This is a genomic window from Phyllobacterium sp. LjRoot231 (genome assembly GCF_964253365.1).
Taxonomy (GTDB): domain Bacteria; phylum Pseudomonadota; class Alphaproteobacteria; order Rhizobiales; family Rhizobiaceae; genus Phyllobacterium.
Map to the genome: position 1 here is coordinate 2,533,878 of NZ_CAXUQT020000001.1, position 15,498 is coordinate 2,549,375.

A 15,498-nucleotide genomic window follows, 5' to 3' on the forward strand; every position below is an offset into this window, starting at 1 on the left:
TTACAACGCAGCGTTGTTCATTGATTGCTTTTTTAGCAATTTTTGAGAACCAGAATGAATTTACGCACCCTCGGCATTTTCGCCGTCCTTTGTCTTTCAGCCTGTAACGGTTCGAATTCTCCGCCCGCCGATGATACATCGCCCAACGACACGTCGCAAAGCACGTTCGGGCCGACCGATGCCGAGCTTGCTGCTTACAAAGCGGACGGGATTGTCAAGGCTGATGCCGAGGCTGCTGCCATCAAGGCGAAGGCCGAAAGCGATGCAGCGGCCCTTCGCGACAAGACGCAGATCGACATTACGGGTCTGCTGGCGAATGCAAAAATGAAAGCGGAAGCGGATGCGGCGGCTTTGCGGCAGCAAAGGTTCGACGCGCTCGAGGAAGAGCTGGCAGGTATCAGAACCACGAAGACCGCGGCGCTGGACTTCGAGATTGAGAATCTGCGGACGAAGAAGACCGGTGACCTGACAACCGAGATCGAGAATATGCGCACGACGAGGACTGAAGCGCTGGGCATCGAAATTTCCGGTCTGCGGACGACGAAAACCACAGCGCTCAATACCGAGATCGAGAACCTCAAGACAACAAAAACCACAGCGCTTGAAAGCGAAATCGCCAATCTCAAAACCAAGAAGACCGGGGACCTGACGACCGAAATCGCTGAATTGCGGATCACAAGGTCCGGCGAACTCGATACCGAGATAGCCAACCTCAGGATAACAAGGAATGGAGAACTCAACACCGAAATCGAGAATTTGCGGGCAACGAAGACCGCTGAGCTCAACACCGAGATCGAAAATCTCCTGACAACGAAAACCACCGAGTTGACCGCAGAGATATACGCGCGAAGGGCTTCCGCACGAGCAAAGGCCGGTCACCTTCTTTTTCAATGGCGGGCCCGGAGAACCATCGATCTGGCTGCACATGGGTTCCTTCGCGCCAAAGCGTCTCAAGACGGGCGAACCTGTCATACCTGACGCCGTGCTCAAAAAGCGGCCAAGCAGTTTTCCCTTGATTGACAGTGAAGAGTCACTTCTGGACAAAACGGATCTGGTCTTTGTCGATCCTCCCGGTGCCGGCTATTCGCAAGCGATCAAACCGCACATAAACAGGGAATTTTGGGGCCCGGAGGTCGATGCAAAGATCGTCCGTGATTTCATCGTACGCTATGTGAACGTCAACAACCGCCAGCTTTCGCCGAAATATATTTATGGGGAATCGTACTCGGGCATTCGCGTTCCGATATTGTCCAGGCTGATCGAGGAGGGCGGGAAGAGCCAGTTCGACCCGGATCCGTCCGGAAAAGACCCCGTCGTTTTATCGGGGATCGTCCTTAACGCGCCTATATTGAGTTACGTCTCGAATTGCCGTTATGGCGGCGCGTCTTGTGCCGGATTTGTGCCTGCTTTTGCCATGCTCGCTGACGTTTTCAAATTGTCGACGGTGAACGGTCTGGCGACCATACCAGGGTCAGTGGATACATTGAGAACATTCGTGAGCGGAACCTATAGTCCTGCACTGGAGAAGTTTCTGAACAAAGCCAAGCCTTCGGAATGGACAGACTATGCTGCAAGCACAGCCGGCAAGCAGTTCCTGCAGGATATGCAAGACAAGACCGGTATTTCCAGTGACTCCTGGAAGACCAATCCTAACAAGAAAAACAGCGATTTCATGTTCTTGACCAAGAAGGATTACGCTTACAACTCCTACGACGCCCGTATGATAATTCCGAAGATCAATGGCTTAGATCCGTACGATCCGAGCTATTATGAGGACGCGGCGTTCGATAAGGGAATTGCCGATCTTTTGCCAGATTTTCTCAACTACCGTGCCATGACAACCTACATGTCGAGCAATGTTGCTGGCGGCACCAGCCCCGCAAACAAAAATTGGAACTGGGGTGCAGGTCGAAACACTACAAACAGCCTTCCCGCCCTCTCGGCCACTTTGGGCTACGATCCTTCCCTGAAGGTGCTCGTCCTCCACGGCTACTACGATCTCGTCACGCCGTTCTACCAGACAGAGCTGGATTTAAAGAGCGTCGGCTTGGCAGACCGTGTTCCGGTCAAGAATTTCAAGGGCGGGCATATGACTTATGTCTCCGAGGAAGCGCGCGTTCCCATGAAAGCAGCGCTCGATGAATATTACGACGCGCCTCACTATAGCCCCCCGCCAGCAATTGCCTTGAACTAGGAGTATCTCATGCGGTATTTTGATTTGGTTGCTGCGGTCCTGCTCACTATTGCAGTCATCATCGTTAATCTTTCGCAGGTTAGCGCCAGCGAGCGGTTGGGCTTTCCGCCGCCCGATCCGCCTGGAACGGTGCGCGAGCCATTGACGCAACGAAGCCTGCAAAAGGAGGTCGACAACGATTTGAGGGAGCGTTTCGAAGCCGCAGCCGGGCACTCGAACCATCTTCTCACCGCGCAGGGTGCGAAAGATGCTGGCTGGGGCTTCATCGCCGACCATTTTGCCGAAATCGATCGTGACCATGACGGTTATCTCCAGTTCAGCGAGATTTCCAACTTCATGGCCGCGCGGTCTCCCTTCGTGAAAAGCAAGTCGAAGGCGCCGCCGAGCGTCCAGACAATCGAGTGAATTCGAGCGCAAATTGGGGGAGGGGTGCCCGGCTACTATCTTTCAGGCGCTACGCCAGCGTCTCAGCCTCGATCTTCCCTTCCGCTCCGCCGAGTTCCTTCCTGATCACCGGCGCGACCTTGGTGCCGTAAAGCTCGATTGCCTTCAGGGTGTTCGCGTGCGGCAGGCTGCCAAGATCGATCTGCAACATGAAGCGGTCGTGCTGGAAATAGCTGTGCTGCAGCATGATCTTGTCGATGATCTCCTGCGGCGAACCGATCAGCAGTGCGCCGCGCATGGAGCGTCCAGCTTCGTATTGGTTGCGGTTGCTCGGTGGCCAGCCGCGCTCGCGGCCGATCTTGTTCATCACAACCTCATAGGACGGCCAATATTCGTCTGACGCTGCCTGCGAGTTCTCCGCAACATAGCCATGTGAATTGATGCTGACTTTCAGCTTTTCCGGCGCGTGTCCGGCCTTGGCGCCCGATTGGCGATAGAGCTCGACCAGCGGTGCAAAACGGTGCGGTTCGCCGCCGATGATCGCAACGGCCAGCGGCAGGCCGAGCGTTCCGGCGCGGACCACAGATGCCGGGGTGCCGCCGACGGCGATCCAGACGGGCAGGGGATCCTGCAGCGGGCGCGGATAGATCGCGAGATTGTCGATCGGCGCACGAAAATTACCACTCCATGTTACGCGTTCGCTGGCGCGCAGCTTCAAAAGCAGATCGAGTTTCTCGGCAAACAGTTCGTCATAGTCGTTGAGGTCGTAGCCGAACAGCGGGAAGGATTCGATGAACGATCCACGCCCGGCCATGATTTCGGCTCGGCCCGACGAAATCAGGTCGAGTGTCGCATATTCCTGGAAAACGCGCACCGGATCATCCGAACTCAGGACCGTCACGGCGCTGGTCAGGCGGATGTTCTTGGTGCGCGAAGCACCAGCCGCCAGAGCGATCGCGGGTGTGGAAATGACGAAATCCGGGCGGTGATGTTCGCCGATGCCAAACACATCAAGCCCGACCTCGTCGGCGAGCACCATCTCCTCGATAAGGTTCTGCATGCGCTGATGCGCGCTGATGGCAACGCCGGTCGAAGGATCGGGGCTCATTCCTGCAAATGTATAAATGCCGAGTTCCATGGTCGTACCCTACGTTAAACTTTGCTGGCATAGTTAAGCGCAGGATGAGGCTATGTGAAGAACGCACGTCGCGGTTGCCGAGGCACCAAAAGGATACTGGGATTGCGTCGTGGCATTTGTAGGCAACAACGATGCCGCATCTTACCCTCCCCCTTGTGGGGAGGGCAGGAGCGAAGCGACGGGAGGGGTCTTTAAAATCACAAAAAATGCCCCTGCCTGCTGCTACGCAGCTTCCCTCCCCACAAGGGGGAGGGTAAGGGGAGCCCATCTCAGTAAGCCACAGTAAAACGCTGCTTTATATGCTTTGGCGTTTCCGCCTCATCCAGAATCGCCACCGCCAGATCGCTGACGCTGATCGCGCTTTTGCCTTCGGCATCGAAAACCGGATGGTCCTTGCCGAGGCGGTACTTTCCCGTTCGCGCACCGGGAGCAAGACCAAACGGCGGCGATACAAAGCTCCAGTCCAGATCGCTTTCGTTGCGCAGATCGTTCAGCGCCTGGCGTGCGCCCAATGCACCTTCCTTATATTCGGCCGGGAAGCCATCGCCATCGACGAACTGGCCGCCGGCCTCATTATACAGGCTCCCGGCGCCACCAATAACGATCAGCCGTTTGATGCCAGCCTGCTTGGTTGCCTCGGTGATCGACTTGCTGGCCGCGATATGCACCGCCTTGATATCCGGATTGCCCCAGCCCGGATTATAGGCTGAGATGACGACGTCATGGCCCTTGAGTTTGGCTGCGAGGCCGGCTGTGTCGAGCGCATCGGCCCCAACCGCCGTAACGGCATTGAGCTTTTCCACCTTGTCGGGGCTGCGTACCAGGGCGGTGACGCTATCGCCGCGCGACACAGCTTCCTTCAAAATCTCTGTGCCAACAAAGCCGGTGGCGCCAATCAATGCAATTTTCATAACTCGCTCCTTTGATGCGGGTACGCATCGTTTTCTGGTTACTAATAATAACTATCTATGCTAGAAGCCGGGTCGAGAGAAGTACGCACTTTTTCCGTTTTAGGGCACATGGAAGTAACCACCGCGAGCGAGAGGCCGATATGAGTATTCATGCGAAAACCGAAGGCAAAGTACCACTGCTTGAATCGATGCCGGCCATGCAATCGGACGGTGCAGGCGGGTGCCCGATGCGCGAAGTGCTGGATATTGTCGGCGATTCGTGGAGCCTGTTGACGCTGATCAACCTTCAGTCGGGCCCGCGCCGCTTCAATGTTCTGCGGCGGATGATTGAGGGCATATCGCAGCGCATGCTGACCGTGACGCTGCGTTCGCTGGAGCGCGATGGCCTGGTCAGCCGTACGGTCAAGCCGACTTCGCCGCCGGAAGTGACCTATGCGCTGACGAAGATCGGCCATTCGATTGCCGTTCCCGTGGGTGCGCTGGGTGAATGGGCCGTGGCCAACCGCGATCATCTGCGGAAAGCGCGCAAGGTGTTCGATGAGGCGAGGGAGGAATAAACTTGCTCTACTGGCAGATGCGCGCCTCACATTTTCTTCCATGACAGCCCAAATCCAGGTGCAGATTGCCTTGGTGCGCGGCATCGCCGTCCGGACCGATCACGGTCATGAAGCGGTCGCAGCTCGCCTTGTGCAGCGCGCGCCAGAATGTCTGTTCTTCCGGTTTCCCCTTCCATCCTGACGTCAATTCCGTCACCTTGCCGTTCTTGAACTTGAACGCGACGATATCGACGGCATTGGCAAAGGCGTGCTCGGAAACACGGCCCTGATGGCCATTGTTGACCTTGCGGCATTGATAGTCCGAGCCGGTGGTTATGCTTTCGATCTCTGCGCCGAAATCCTTCTGCGCTTCTTGCTGTATTTCAACCACCCAGCTCGCCAATGTTCCCGCCATTGCACAATTGGTAGTGATCGCCGCGGCGAGCTTGACCGCATTATCCTTGCCGATGGCGGTGATCTTCAGGGGTGAGCGTTCGCCGCAGACACCTTCGGAAAGCGGTGGAATGATCTCGCCCTGAACCTCGCCGTTCATGATGGCAGGACAGGCATTTTGGTAAACCCGATCCGGCGAGGTCGATGGTTCAGCCTTCTCGACGCTTTCCTCATGCTCGGTCTTTGGCTGTTCCTTGGCAGCGCTATCGGGCATCGGGCCCTGTTGCTCAGCCTTGGGTGGTTCTGGTTTGGGGGGCTCCACAGGTTTCTCCGTCGGTTTTGCCTCGGGCGCGGGCTTCTGCTCAGGAACGGGCGTTGTCTGCGGGTCAGCCTTTTGGACCTCTGTCGCAGGCTTTTCCTCGGGCTTCGGCGTCTCCGGCGCGGTAACTGCGCGAGGATTGGCCTCCGGTATCGGTACCATGGCCGGCAAGGGCGGGCGCATGCTCTTTGCCTGCCTCGCGTGGTGACCACGCCGATGCCGCGCATCCGCATCACTGGCCGAACCGATGATTATGGTGCTTGCAATACAGGCTGTGAGGGATAGAAGAACGATCGCCGAGCAATGCGACTGCCGCGAGAATAGGGTCATTACCGGCTCTACTCCTGTTGAGCGTCTACCCTAACGTGTGAAATACGGCATCGGTTTCAATTTATATGATCCGTTGAAACATGCGGGTCTGGCTTGACATCACCAAACCTTCACACTAGAAGCCACCCCAGCGCAGGGCTTAACGGCTCTGCGTTTCATTTGACGTGTCCCGTGAGTGATCTCGCAAAGCGTGCGTGGGTCATTCTGTCAGTCTTCGAAAACGGAAGGCAGAGGAGGGCGCGTTTCCTTGAATCGAAGTGTGAACTTCGATTTCTAATTGTTTGAAAGGAAATGCGATGAGCAAGCGCGAATCGTCCAAGTATAAAATCGACCGCCGTCTTGGCGAAAATATCTGGGGCCGTCCGAAGTCCCCGGTCAACCGCCGTGAATATGGTCCCGGCCAGCATGGTCAGCGCCGCAAGAGCAAGCTCTCCGATTTCGGTGTGCAGTTGCGCGCAAAGCAGAAGCTCAAGGGCTTCTACGGCGATATTTCGGAAAAGCAGTTCCGCAAGACCTATGAAGAAGCCGCTCGCCGCAAGGGCGACACCGGCGAACAACTGATCGGTCTGCTCGAGTCGCGTCTGGATGCGATCGTGTACCGCGCAAAGTTCGTTCCGACGATCTTCGCAGCGCGTCAGTTCGTCAACCACGGCCATGTCAACGTCAACGGCCGCCGCACCAACATCCAGTCCTACATCTGCAAGGCTGGCGATGTGATCGAAGTCCGCGAGAAGTCGAAGCAGCTCGTGATCGTTCTGGAAGCCGTTCAGCTGGCTGAACGCGATGTTCCGGAATATCTCGAAGTCGATCACAACAAGATGGTTGCCAAGTACAACCGCGTTCCGGCCTTCTCCGATGTGCCATACGCTGTACAGATGGAACCGAACCTGGTTGTCGAATTCTATTCGCGTTAATCAGTATTGAGTTTTAAAAGAAGCCGCCCGGAGAAATCCTGGCGGCTTTTTTTTCAACCGGAGTTTCGCATGACCGATCTTCAGGCCATCGTCGATAGCGTTTATAGCGATCTTGCCGGCAGGATCGGCGAAGGCAAGCTGGCGGATTACATCCCGGAGCTGGCGACGGTCGACCCAAAGCAGTTCGGCATCGCGCTGGTCACGGTCGATGGCAAGATCCATACGGCAGGTGATGCGGATACCGCTTTTTCGGTCCAGAGCATCTCGAAGGTCTTCACGCTGACGTTGGCGCTTGGCAAGATCGGCGACGGCTTGTGGAAGCGGGTCGGGCGGGAGCCGTCGGGCAACGCGTTCAATTCCATCGTCCAGCTCGAGCAGGAGAAGGGCAAGCCGCGCAATCCGTTCATCAATGCCGGTGCGATCGCAGTAGCCGATGTGGTGCTAGCCGGACACCTGCCCAAGGAAGCGATTGGCGAGATCGTGCAGTTTATCCGGCACCTCGCCGATGATGAGAGCATCGCCATCGACCACAATGTTGCCCGCTCCGAGACGCAGACAGGCTATCGCAATGTGGCGCTGGCGAATTTCATGAAAGCCTTCCGCAATCTCGATCATCCCGTTGAACATGTGCTCGGCGTCTATTTCCACCACTGCGCCATTGCCATGTCGTGCCGCCAGCTTGCACATGCCGGGCTCTATCTCGCTTCTGCCGGGCGCAATCCGCTCAATGGCGGCAGCGTCGTCTCGGCAAGCCGTGCCCGCCGCATCAACGCGCTGATGCTGATGTGCGGGCACTACGACGGCTCGGGCGATTTCGCCTATCGCGTCGGCCTGCCGGGCAAGAGTGGCGTCGGCGGCGGTATTCTCGCCATCGCTCCCGGCAAGGCTTCGATCGCGGTATGGTCGCCGGGCTTGAATGAAGTCGGCAATTCATTGCTTGGCTCGGCGGCGCTGGAACTTCTGGCGCAGCGCACCGGCTGGTCGGTGTTCGGGCAATAGAGCAAATCCAGGAAAAGTGTGAAGCGGTTTTCCGTCCGGAGTTGCGCAGGAGTTAGGGACAGAGCGCTTGCGTTGCTGCCGTTTGCGATGCAAGACAAGCGCGATGAGGTGTTCACATGACCATTCATGAGCCAGATTTAAGTGACGTGGCCGGTTGTCACCCGATGTTTCTCGGCGTGCCGTCCAATGTCGAGTTCAACAAGCTGCGCAAGCGGCTGTTGCGCAACACGCGCCAGGCGCTTGAGGATTTCGCCATGGTCAAGCCGGGCGAGCGCTGGCTGATCGGGCTTTCCGGCGGCAAGGATTCCTATGGGCTCCTCGCGCTGCTGCTCGATCTGAAATGGCGCGGTCTGCTTCCTGTGGAACTCCTCGCCTGCAATCTCGATCAGGGACAGCCGAACTTCCCCAAGCACATCCTGCCGGATTTCCTCAAAGCAAACGGCATCGAACACCGTATCGAATACAAGGACACCTATTCCATCGTCACCGAGAAGGTGCCGGAAAACCAGACCTATTGCTCGCTCTGCTCGCGCCTCAGGCGCGGTCATCTTTATCGCGTAGCGCGCGAGGAGGGCTGTTCGGCGCTGGTACTCGGCCATCACCGCGAGGATATTCTCGAGACCTTCCTGATGAACCTATTCCACGGCGGGCGCCTCGCCGCCATGCCGCCGAAACTGCTCAACGACGAGGGCGATCTCATGCTGCTGCGTCCCTTGAGCTATTGCGCAGAGGACGATCTGGAAAAATTCGCCGCGGCCATGCAATTCCCGATCATTCCCTGTGACCTCTGTGGCAGCCAGGACGGTCTGCAGCGCAACATGATGAAGGCGATGCTGTCGGATATCGAAAAGCGCATGCCCGGCCGCAAGGAAATCATGATCCGCGCGCTGGCCAACACCCGCCCGAGCCATTTATTGGATCGCAAGATCTTCGATTTTGCCGGGTTGTCCCTGAACGGAGCTGCAGCAAATGATATTTGATGACAAGGCGATCGACTGGCTGAGCGATCTGCTCGCTTCGGTCGCTGTTGAGGAAATCATGCCGCGGTTCCGGTCGCTTGGCGTGGACGATATCCGGCAGAAGACGTCAGCGTTGGATCTGGTCACCGAAGCCGATGTCAACGCGGAACGGGTGATCACTGCGCGGTTGCGCGAGCGCTATCCGAATGCGTTTGTGCTCGGCGAGGAGGCTTGCGAGGCTGACGTGTCGCTGCTCGGCAAACTCAAGGATGCCTCGCTAGCCTTCGTGCTCGATCCGGTTGATGGCACCTATAATTTTGCCACGGGCGTTCCACTTTTCGGGGTCATGCTGGCTGTCGTCGTCAATGGCGAGACGGTCGCCGGCATCATCCACGATCCGGTCGGGCAGGACTGGATTATCGGTGTGAAGGGGGCGGGGAGCCATATCCGCTCCGCCGCGAATACAATTCGCGAGGTCTCCGTCGCACCTCCTGTGCCTGTCTCGGAGATGCTGGGCGCCATATCATGGCAGTTCGTGGCGGAACCGCTGCGGACGACGCTGGCGCGCAATCATGCCAGGTGCAGGGCCTCCTTCGGCTTCCGCACCGCTGCCCATGAATATCGGTTGATCGCCTCGGGTCACGCGCATTTCGCCATCTTCAACAAACTGATGCCTTGGGATCATCTGGCAGGCGTTTTAATCCACCAGGAAGCAGGTGGCTATGCGGGCCGCTTCGATGGTTCGGCTTATCTACCGCACCATATCGACGGCGGTATCCTCATCGCTCCAAACAAGGCTAACTGGGACGATCTGCGCGAGACGCTCTGGTTGGAATAGACGGACTTGTTCTGCGGCTGGAACCAGTTGCCTGCACCCTCGCTTGTAGATATACAAATTATATGTATAATGCAGAAATTATTGCGAGGACATCGATATGGAAACAAAGACCGTTTCAACAGCAGAATTTATCCGGAATTTCGGACGATATCACGACGAGGCGCAGCGTGAACCTATCAAGCTGACCAAGCATGGGCGCGCCTCCGTGGTCGTCCTTTCTGCAGAAACGTTTGATCGCCTGATCAGCAATGACAATCCAAGACGCGCCTATGGGCCGGGTGAAACTCCCCCTGAACTTGCCGAGCTCCTGGTGAATGAGCTTGACCGCCAGTCGGCCGAGTATCAGGCCGGCAAGGATGACTGATCGTTTTCCAAACGGATCAATCGTTACCTATCCATATTTGTGGCGCTGGCAAGAGAACGAGGGACGGGAGCACAGCGAGAAGGACCGTCCTGTTTGCCTCGCCATTACCATGGCAGATGCGCGTCAGAATATTACCCATCTGGTCATCTTGCCGATCTCAGGGACGCCGCCTTTTCAAGGTCAAGCCGCCTTGGAAATCCCGCCACTCGAAATCCGGCGTGCGGGTCTCTCCATGCTCAAGCGCGGCTGGATCACGGTCGGCGAATACAATTATGACATTGCTGAGCGGTCCTATTTCTTTGAACCCAATCAGATACCGCGTGGACAGTTCGGTCCCAGTTTTCTCGAAGAGATACGACAGGCTTTACGGCCGATATTGATTGCCAGACAGGGCCGAGTCGATCGCACGAAATGAAATCAAACCGGCTTGTTCTGCGGCTGGAATAGTTTACCCCGTTCAGCGATCAGAACGAACACCAGACCGATCAGCGACAGCACGAAAAACCCTGTCACCAGCGGCAGGGTCGTGCCGTTATAGGCCTGACCGATCAGCGCGCCGATAGCGCCGCCGCCGGCTGTGCCCATGAAGCCGAGCACGGATGATGCCGTGCCGGCAACATGCCCGAGCGGCTCCATCGCCAGCGTATTGAAGTTCGAACCGATCCAGCCGAACTGGAACATCGCCAGTGAGAACAGCACGAGATAGAGCACGAACGGCGTCGGCTGCGGTCCGAAAAGGGTAAGCAACAGCCAGATGCCATTGATGGCCAAAAAGGCCAGCAATGCGCCATGCGACAGGCGACGCATGCCGAAGCGCCCGACAAAGCGCGAGTTCATGAAGGACGAGAACGACATGGTGATCGCGACCACGGAGAAGGCCAGCGGGAACCACACACCGAGATCGTAGATCTCGACATAGATCTGCTGTGCCGAATTGATGAAGCCGAACATTGCGCCGAAGATGAAGGCGCTTGCCAGCGCATAGCAAAGTGCAACCCGGTTGGTCAGCACGATCCTGAAGCCCTTGGCAACCGATACCACTGTGAAAGGACGCCGATCAGCCGGGTCCATGGTTTCCGGCAGGCGCAGGAACATCCAGATTGCGACTGAACTCGCCATCAGCGCCATGAAAATGAAGATCAGGCGCCAGTCACCGAACAGCATCACGATCTGACCGGTACCGGGCGCGATAACCGGCACGATCATGAACACCATCATGATCAGCGACATGGCCTCGGCCATCTGCCGGCCGCCATAGACGTCGCGGACGACCGAAATGGCGATGACGCGGGTAGCAGCCGAGCCGATGCCCTGCAGCGCCCGGAAAAACAGCAGTGCGCCGAAACTCGGGACAAAGACGCAGGCCATAGCCGAAGCGATATAGATGATCAGCCCGCAGAAAATCGGAACCTTGCGTCCAAAACGGTCCGATAGCGGCCCGAAGAACAGCTGCGCGACGGAAAAGCCGAGCAGGTAAGCCGAAATCACATATTGCCGATGGTTCTCGCTGCTGATGCCAAGGGCGGCGCCGATCTGCTGCAAAGCCGGCAGCATGACATCGATCGCCATGGAATTGACTGCCATCAGCATGGCCATCAGGCCGATGAATTCGACTTTACCCATCCCCTTGAGGCGTGAGGGAGATGTGTCGGCGGAGGCATCCATTTTCAAACCTGCAAAGCAAAGCAAAGGCGTCGGAGCGGCCGACGCCTTTAACTTGAAGATTCCGGATTTCCCCGGAACCGATTGGAATTAGAGCGTAATCAGGCGGCCTTGATGGCAACGCCCTTTTCGCTGAGGAGAGACTGCAATTCGCCCGCCTGGAACATTTCGCGGATGATGTCACACCCACCGACGAACTCACCCTTCACATAAAGCTGCGGGATGGTCGGCCAGTTGGAATAGTCCTTGATGCCCTGACGAAGTTCATTGGAGGAAAGAATGTTCACGCCTTTGTAATCGACGCCGATATAGTCGAGGATCTGCACGACCTGACCGGAGAAGCCGCACTGCGGAAAGCCGGGGGTGCCCTTCATGAAGAGAACGACGTCGTTGCTCTTGACCTCATTGTCGATGAATTCGTTGATACCGCTCATTTCGGGTTCCTTTCGCGGCCGCGAGGGAGGAATCACGGCCAAAAAAACGCTTTGAGGTCAATCTACCTCAATTCTTTGCCCAGAAAAAGCACGATGGGCACGTGAACGCAAGTAACTTGTCTATAGTTGGGAGTGCGGGGCTCGACAATCAATAAGGGGATTTCTTGCCGTTGCTCCATCTTGTCTGGGAGCCAAGTGGAATCCCATGGCTTTCAGGACAGCCAATGTTGTCTCCAGCGTGGGATTCCCGGTTTCGCTCAGGCATTTGTAAAGATGCTCACGTGCCAACCCTGTTTGACTGGCAATCTTGCTCATGCCTTTTGCACGTGCCACCACGCCAAGGGCAGCTGCAATAAACTTTGCGTCACCGGTCGCCATAGCTTCGGTCAGGAATATTTCCACGGCCTCGTCGGAGTCGAGCATTTCCGCAGGGTCGAAATCGTAGAATTTCTCAGCCATTGTCATCTTTCCACTCGGCGGCGATTTGTTTGGCCGTTCTAATATCTTTTTGTCAAAGGATAGATGCTGGAAATAGCCGGATTTTAATCCGGCGCGCTGGTCTGCAAGGCGAGGGCGTGCAGGACGCCGCCCATATTGCCCTTCAGCGCATCGTAGACCATCTGGTGCTGCTGCACCCGCGACTTGCCGCGAAAGCTTTCCGCGACGACTTCAGCGGCATAATGATCACCGTCACCCGCCAGATCGCGGATTGTTACCTTTGCGTCCGGAATGGCGTCTCGAATCATTTTTTCGATATCGTGCGCGTCCATTGCCATGTGTCGTTCTCCTCAAGCGGCCTGTATTCTATCTTCTGCCTGACCGCTCATATAGTCAGGGAACCACGATTCGTGGGCTTTTGTCAGGTCCGTTACAGATATGGTGAGATGCCGTCCGATCGTCAATGCATTGCCGCCAACTGTTCCGAGTTTGCGGAACGGAACACCGCATCCTTCTGCGTTCAGGGTGATGACGTTGGCCATGTCCGGAGAGGCGGCGACAAGATAGCGCGCCTGGTCTTCACCGAAAAGCAAGGCATGCGGATGGGTTTCACCGATTTCGACGCTCGCCCCCTTGGCTGAAGACATGCACATCTCCGCCAAGGCGATGGCAAGGCCGCCATCGGACAGGTCATGGCAGGCGGTCACCTGGCCGTTCCGGATGGCAGAGCGGATGAAATCGCCGTTGCGTTTCTCGACGCTGAGATCGACTGCCGGCGCAGGGCCATCGGCACGGCCATGCAGGTCGCGCAGGTAAATCGACTGGCCGAGATGGGTACCATCACCGCCGAGCAGGATCAGCACATCGCCATCGCGCATGCCGCCGATCTTCGCGGTCTTGGTCCAATCGGGGATGAGGCCAACGCCGGCGATGGTTGGCGTCGGCAGGATCGCCTGGCCGTTGGTCTCGTTGTAAAGCGAGACATTGCCCGAAACGATCGGGAAGGCCAGCGCGCGGCAGGCATCGCCGATGCCGCCAATCGCCTTCACCAGTTGCCCCATGATTTCGGGCCGTTCCGGGTTGCCGAAATTGAGATTATCAGTCGCTGCCAGCGGTTCGGCACCGACGGCAGTGAGGTTGCGCCAGCATTCGGCCACCGCTTGCTTGCCGCCCTCATAGGGATCCGCCTCGCAATAACGTGGCGTCACATCCGACGAAAACGCCAGCGCCTTGCTGTGATGGCCATCGACGCGCACCACACCGGCGTCGCCGCCCGGTACCTGCAGGGAGTTGCCCTGGATCAGCGTATCATACTGCTCGTAGACCCAGCGGCGCGATGAAAGATCGGGTGAATTGAGCATTTGCAGCAGCGCTGCGCCATAATCCTCGACCTCCGGCACATTGGCGGCAGGCAGCGGCGCATGCTTGCCCGGTTCCATCCACGGACGGTCATATTCCGGAGCCTGATCGCCGAGATCCTTGATCGGCAGGTTGGCGACTTCCTCGCCATCATGCAGCACGCGGAAGCGCAGGTCGTCGGTCGTGTAGCCAACGATGGCGAAATCCAGCCCCCATTTCTTGAAGATGCCCTCGGCCTCTTCTTCCTTTTCCGGGCGCAGCACCATCAGCATGCGCTCCTGGCTCTCGGACAGCATCATCTCATAGGCGGTCATGCGTTTTTCGCGCACCGGCACTGTATTGAGATCGAGCTCGATACCGAGATTGCCCTTGGCACCCATTTCCACCGCCGAGCAGGTGAGACCCGCCGCGCCCATGTCCTGAATGGCGATGACCGCGCCGGACGCCATCAATTCCAGCGAAGCTTCCAGCAGGCATTTTTCGGTGAAGGGATCGCCAACCTGTACGGTCGGGCGCTTTTCCTCGATGGATTCGTCGAATTCCGCCGATGCCATGGTCGCGCCGCCGACACCGTCGCGTCCGGTCTTGGCACCGAGATAGACGACGGGCAGACCCACGCCCTTGGCTTCGGACAGGAAAATCGCATCGGTCTTGGCAAGACCGGCGGCAAAGGCGTTGACGAGGATATTGCCATTGTAGCGCGCGTCGAAATTGACCTCGCCGCCAACCGTCGGCACGCCGAACGAATTGCCATAGCCGCCGACGCCCTCGACCACGCCGGCAACGAGATGACGCGTCTTCGGATGCGCCGGTTCGCCGAAACGCAGCGCATTCATCGCTGCGATCGGCCGTGCGCCCATGGTGAACACATCGCGCAAGATACCGCCGACGCCGGTCGCCGCACCCTGATAGGGCTCGATGTAGGAGGGGTGATTGTGGCTTTCCATCTTGAAGACCACGCAATCGCCATCGCCGATATCGACGACGCCGGCGTTCTCGCCCGGGCCCTGGATGACCTGCGGCCCAGTGGTCGGCAGCGTACGCAGCCACTTCTTCGAAGATTTATAGGAGCAATGCTCGTTCCACATGGCGGAGAAGATGCCAAGCTCGGTAAAGCTCGGCTCGCGACCGATCAGATCGAGGATACGCTGATATTCGTCCGGCTTCAGGCCGTGCGAAGCCACGAGTTCCGGTGTGATCTTGACAGTATTGGAAATGGTCATGGGTCCTGGAATATCCGTGCGTGGGAAGAGCTTTTGGCCTTCTTTAGCTTATGTAGTCCTGCGGCGCGATAGGAAAAAGGGCTGAATCAACAGAGAGAGTCGC

General features: G+C 57.5%; 18 protein-coding genes. 10 read left to right on the forward strand and 8 right to left on the reverse strand.

Features of this window, described 5'->3' with window-relative positions; all coding sequences use genetic code 11:
- Positions 1–54 precede the first annotated feature (54 nt).
- The 3 genes from ACSQ3H_RS12445 to ACSQ3H_RS12455 are packed head-to-tail and all read left to right on the forward strand — an operon-like array spanning position 55 to position 2,599.
- On the forward strand, positions 55–978 hold the full coding sequence (locus tag ACSQ3H_RS12445) for a hypothetical protein (RefSeq protein ID WP_436117356.1): 924 nt from the start codon (positions 55–57) through the stop codon (positions 976–978).
- Positions 920–2,194, forward strand: a complete 1,275-nt coding sequence (locus ACSQ3H_RS12450) for a S10 family serine carboxypeptidase-like protein (RefSeq protein WP_436119431.1) — start codon at positions 920–922, stop codon at positions 2,192–2,194. Before ACSQ3H_RS12445 ends, ACSQ3H_RS12450 begins: the two co-directional genes overlap by 59 nt.
- 9 nt (positions 2,195–2,203) lie before the next feature.
- A complete protein-coding gene (locus tag ACSQ3H_RS12455) occupies positions 2,204–2,599 on the forward strand; it encodes an EF-hand domain-containing protein (protein WP_436117357.1) in 396 nt (131 codons plus the stop codon).
- 49 nt (positions 2,600–2,648) lie between these two features.
- Here the strand turns inward: ACSQ3H_RS12455 and ACSQ3H_RS12460 are convergent, their stop codons facing one another.
- Together ACSQ3H_RS12460 and ACSQ3H_RS12465 are read right to left on the reverse strand one after the other, a co-directional pair.
- Positions 2,649–3,716, reverse strand: coding sequence for an LLM class flavin-dependent oxidoreductase (locus ACSQ3H_RS12460; protein WP_436117358.1), 1,068 nt, complete (start codon positions 3,714–3,716; stop codon positions 2,649–2,651).
- Positions 3,717–3,985: 269 nt separating this feature from the next.
- A complete protein-coding gene (locus ACSQ3H_RS12465; RefSeq protein ID WP_436117359.1) occupies positions 3,986–4,627 on the reverse strand; it encodes an NAD(P)-dependent oxidoreductase in 642 nt (213 codons plus the stop codon).
- 140 nt (positions 4,628–4,767) lie between these two features.
- Here ACSQ3H_RS12465 and ACSQ3H_RS12470 point away from each other — a divergent pair, with 140 nt between their 5' ends.
- Entirely contained in the window at positions 4,768–5,184 is a 417-nt protein-coding gene (locus ACSQ3H_RS12470; protein WP_436117360.1) for a winged helix-turn-helix transcriptional regulator, read from the forward strand.
- Between the two features lie 7 nt (positions 5,185–5,191).
- Here ACSQ3H_RS12470 and ACSQ3H_RS12475 read toward each other — a convergent pair whose 3' ends face one another.
- The gene (locus ACSQ3H_RS12475; protein ID WP_436117361.1) at positions 5,192–6,205 is read right to left on the reverse strand and encodes an extensin family protein; all 1,014 of its coding nucleotides are present in this window, start codon (positions 6,203–6,205) and stop codon (positions 5,192–5,194) included.
- Positions 6,206–6,501: 296 nt separating this feature from the next.
- Between ACSQ3H_RS12475 and rpsD the strand changes: the two genes are divergently transcribed.
- From rpsD to ACSQ3H_RS12505, 6 genes are all read left to right on the forward strand, one after another.
- Positions 6,502–7,119 (forward strand): 30S ribosomal protein S4, encoded by a 618-nt coding sequence (rpsD, locus tag ACSQ3H_RS12480; RefSeq protein WP_112528375.1) that lies wholly within the window; start codon positions 6,502–6,504, stop codon positions 7,117–7,119.
- Positions 7,120–7,188: 69 nt separating this feature from the next.
- The gene (locus ACSQ3H_RS12485; protein ID WP_436117362.1) at positions 7,189–8,118 is read left to right on the forward strand and encodes a glutaminase; all 930 of its coding nucleotides are present in this window, start codon (positions 7,189–7,191) and stop codon (positions 8,116–8,118) included.
- A 116-nt stretch (positions 8,119–8,234) separates the two neighbouring features.
- Positions 8,235–9,098, forward strand: coding sequence for a tRNA 2-thiocytidine(32) synthetase TtcA (gene ttcA, locus ACSQ3H_RS12490; protein WP_436117363.1), 864 nt, complete (start codon positions 8,235–8,237; stop codon positions 9,096–9,098).
- On the forward strand, positions 9,088–9,915 hold the full coding sequence (locus ACSQ3H_RS12495) for an inositol monophosphatase family protein (protein ID WP_436117364.1): 828 nt from the start codon (positions 9,088–9,090) through the stop codon (positions 9,913–9,915). The genes ttcA and ACSQ3H_RS12495 overlap by 11 nt, the downstream gene beginning before the upstream one ends.
- A gap of 97 nt (positions 9,916–10,012) precedes the next feature.
- Positions 10,013–10,279, forward strand: a complete 267-nt coding sequence (locus tag ACSQ3H_RS12500; RefSeq protein WP_436117365.1) for a type II toxin-antitoxin system Phd/YefM family antitoxin — start codon at positions 10,013–10,015, stop codon at positions 10,277–10,279.
- Positions 10,272–10,694, forward strand: a complete 423-nt coding sequence (locus tag ACSQ3H_RS12505; RefSeq protein ID WP_436117366.1) for a hypothetical protein — start codon at positions 10,272–10,274, stop codon at positions 10,692–10,694. The genes ACSQ3H_RS12500 and ACSQ3H_RS12505 overlap by 8 nt, the downstream gene beginning before the upstream one ends.
- Positions 10,695–10,696: 2 nt before the next feature.
- On the opposite strand, the gene ACSQ3H_RS12510 is transcribed toward ACSQ3H_RS12505, so the two are convergent.
- The 5 genes from ACSQ3H_RS12510 to purL all read right to left on the reverse strand — a co-directional run bounded on the left by ACSQ3H_RS12510 (position 10,697) and on the right by purL (position 15,395).
- The gene (locus tag ACSQ3H_RS12510) at positions 10,697–11,902 is read right to left on the reverse strand and encodes a multidrug effflux MFS transporter (protein WP_436119432.1); all 1,206 of its coding nucleotides are present in this window, start codon (positions 11,900–11,902) and stop codon (positions 10,697–10,699) included.
- A 140-nt stretch (positions 11,903–12,042) separates the two neighbouring features.
- Entirely contained in the window at positions 12,043–12,375 is a 333-nt protein-coding gene (gene grxD / locus ACSQ3H_RS12515; RefSeq protein ID WP_436117367.1) for a Grx4 family monothiol glutaredoxin, read from the reverse strand.
- Positions 12,376–12,495: 120 nt separating this feature from the next.
- Complete coding sequence (locus ACSQ3H_RS12520; RefSeq protein WP_436117368.1) at positions 12,496–12,834, reverse strand: addiction module antidote protein; 339 nt, start codon at positions 12,832–12,834, stop codon at positions 12,496–12,498.
- An 83-nt stretch (positions 12,835–12,917) separates the two neighbouring features.
- Complete coding sequence (locus tag ACSQ3H_RS12525) at positions 12,918–13,151, reverse strand: BolA/IbaG family iron-sulfur metabolism protein (RefSeq protein WP_436117369.1); 234 nt, start codon at positions 13,149–13,151, stop codon at positions 12,918–12,920.
- Between the two features lie 12 nt (positions 13,152–13,163).
- A complete protein-coding gene (gene purL / locus ACSQ3H_RS12530; RefSeq protein ID WP_436117370.1) occupies positions 13,164–15,395 on the reverse strand; it encodes a phosphoribosylformylglycinamidine synthase subunit PurL in 2,232 nt (743 codons plus the stop codon).
- Positions 15,396–15,498 lie beyond the last annotated feature (103 nt).